Source organism: Trichlorobacter sp. (genome assembly GCF_030247655.1).
Taxonomy (GTDB): domain Bacteria; phylum Desulfobacterota; class Desulfuromonadia; order Geobacterales; family Pseudopelobacteraceae; genus Trichlorobacter.
The window spans coordinates 1-2,907 of sequence record NZ_JAOTRZ010000299.1 but is presented as its reverse complement, the minus strand read 5'-3'; the positions used below and the strand labels follow the sequence as shown (position 1 = coordinate 2,907).

Here is a 2,907-nt window from a genome sequence, read left to right as displayed (position 1 = left end):
GATGAAGGAGAAAGGATGAAGGATGAAGGATGAAGGATGAAGGATGAAGGATGAAGGATGAAGGATGAAGGATGAAGGATGAAGGATGAAGGATGAAGGATGAAGGATGAAGGATGAAAAAGGAGGAAGCCTGTGATAGGTAAAAAAGCACTTATAAGCGGTATTTCCGGGCAGGATGGCGCCTATCTGGCAAAGCTGTTGCTGGATAAAGGGTATCAGGTGTTTGGGACTGCTCGTGATGCTCAGGTTTCTTCATTTTATAATCTTATGACGCTTGGTATCAAACAAGAAGTCACCTTGTTCTCAATGGCGTTGAACGACTTCCGTAGTGTGCTGCAGACGTTGTCCCGGGTACAACCTGATGAAATTTACAATCTTGCCGGACAAAGTTCTGTAGGCCTTTCTTTTGAACAGCCGGTGGAGACACTTGAAAGCCTGGCTGTTGGCACTCTGAACCTTTTGGAAGCGGTGCGATTTTTACAGCTGCCGGCTAAATTGTACAGTGCTGGCTCAAGTGAATGCTTTGGTAATACTGGCGGAAAAGAGGCTGATGAGACGACAGCCTTCTATCCACGATCTCCCTATGCGGTAGCAAAGGCCACAGCCCATTGGGAAGTGGTAAACTACCGTGAGGCATACAACTTGTTTGCCTGTACCGGCATTTTATCTAACCATGAATCTCCTTTACGTCCTGAGCGTTTTGTGACCCGCAAAATTATTACTTCAGCATGCCGGATTGCTGGAGGCGCTAAAGAAAAGCTTCAGCTTGGCAATATATCCATTGCCCGGGATTGGGGATGGGCCCCTGAATATGTAGAGGCAATGTGGAAGATGTTGCAGCAGGAACAACCACAGGACTTTGTTATTGCCACCGGTGAAACAAATACGCTGCAGGACTTTGTTGTGGAGGTTTTTAAACAGCTTGGACTTGATTGGCAGGAGCATGTCTCAACCGACCCTTCGCTTTTGAGACCGTCTGAAATTATGGTGAGTAGAGGGAATCCGCAAAAGGCAGAAAAAGAACTTGGCTGGAAAGCAACATACAGGATGCGGGATGTTATTCGTATGATGCTGAAGGCTGAGCAGGTCTGATGGCTGGTTGAGGGGAGAAGCATTGTGTCTTTGCCTGCACTGTTTACCATAGCCGTTGTTCTGCTTATGTTGGCTGCGCTGATGCTGGAGCTGATTGAAGCCGATGTGATTGTTTTTGGCGCCCTCGGTGTTTTGCTGATCAGCGGCATTATTACCCCCAAAGAGGCTTTGTCCGGTTTTTCCAATCAGGGGATGCTGACTGTCGCCATCCTGTTCATTGTTGCATACGCTGCCCAGACAGCCGGATTTATGCAGTTTTTTGCCGATAGGGTGATGGGTAACGGTAAAGGTGGAGAGGGTCGCTCGTTACTGCGGATGATGCTGCCTGTTGCCGGTCTTTCTGCGTTTCTTAACAATACCCCGATTGTTGCCATGTTTACTCCCTATCTGCGGGAGTGGAGCCAGCGCAATGGTTTTGCGCCTTCCAGGTTTTTAATTCCCTTGTCATACGCCACTATTTTTGGTGGTGTTTTTACCCTGATCGGCGCTTCGACAAACCTGGTTGTTAGCGGTCTGTACAGCCAGAAGTACGGGGCGCATCTGGGGATGTTTGAGCTTGCACTGGTTGGGTTGCCGTGTGGAATTGCCGGTATTCTGTATCTGTATTTTGTGGGGCGGCATCTGTTGCCTGACAATCGTGTTGCCAGCGTTGGTGCGGATGAAGGGCGGGAATATCTTCTGGAAGTCAAGGTGGCGGATGATGCCAGCCTGATTGGCAAGACCATTGAGGCAGCCGGGCTACGTAATCTGGAACAGTTGTATATGGTTGAGATCGTCCGTGATAACGAACGGATTGCGCCGGTTAAGCCACAGGAGCTGCTGCATGCAGGTGACCGTCTTATTTTTACCGGCAGGGCGGAAGGGGTAGTCCAACTGCAGAAGATCAACGGGTTGCTGCCGGTGCATGGGCACAATCTGCGTCAGGAGCTGTTGCAGAATGGCGAAGCCCGTCTGGTTGAGGTGGTGGTGTCTCCCTCCTGTCCCATGCTGGGTAAAACCATTAAGGAGGGGAACTTCCGTGCTCGCTACGATGCTGCAGTGCTGGCGGTACACCGTCATGGCGAACGTTTGTTGGGCAAATTGGGGGAGCTGGTGCTGAAGCCTGGCGATACCCTGTTGCTGCTTGCTGGCGATGACTTTACCAAGCGTTGGAACTTCTCCCGTGAATTCTATCTGGTATCCAAGATTAGTGACCTGCCCCGGATTAACCGCAAAAAATCTATTATTACATTTTGTGCTCTGGTTGGTATGGTGGCGCTTTCTGCAGCTGGCTTAATGGATGTCTTTGAGGCAGCTATACTTGCGACCCTTGTACTGCTGTTTACTCGCTGTATTACGACGGTTGAGGCTCGACGGTCCATTGAACTGAACGTGTTGATTGTGATTGCTTCTTCCTTTGGCATCAGCAAGGCGTTGGAAAAAACCGGAGCTGCTGCCTGGTTGGCGGACCAGGTTATCGGCTCTGTGGAGCAATGGGGAGTAATCGGGGTTCTGGCTGCCATTTATCTGATGACTACCATCCTGACCGAGGTAATCACCAATAATGCTGCCGCAGCAGTTATTTTTCCGATTGCCATGGCCTCGGCTCAACAACTGCATGTTGATCCCAAGCCTTTTGTCATCGCCATTGCCATTTCAGCTTCGGCCAGTTTTGCCACGCCTATCGGTTACCAGACCAATATGATGGTCTATGGTCCTGGTGGATATCGGGCAAAAGATTTTTTCAAGGTCGGCGTTCCACTTAATATCCTGTATATGGTTGTGTCGATCCTTCTTATTCCTCTGTTTTGGAAGTTTTAGTTGACGTTGGCCTGG

The 2,907-nt window shown here is 49.7% G+C and carries 2 protein-coding genes; both read left to right on the top strand.

The window, feature by feature from the left end:
- The first annotated feature begins 132 nt into the window (after positions 1–132).
- Positions 133–1,092 carry a GDP-mannose 4,6-dehydratase gene (locus tag OEL57_RS15945; protein WP_300741836.1) on the top strand — a complete coding sequence of 320 codons (960 nt, stop codon included), beginning with the start codon at positions 133–135 and terminating at the stop codon, positions 1,090–1,092.
- A gap of 24 nt (positions 1,093–1,116) precedes the next feature.
- The gene (locus OEL57_RS15940; protein WP_300741834.1) at positions 1,117–2,892 is read left to right on the top strand and encodes an SLC13 family permease; all 1,776 of its coding nucleotides are present in this window, start codon (positions 1,117–1,119) and stop codon (positions 2,890–2,892) included.
- Positions 2,893–2,907 lie beyond the last annotated feature (15 nt).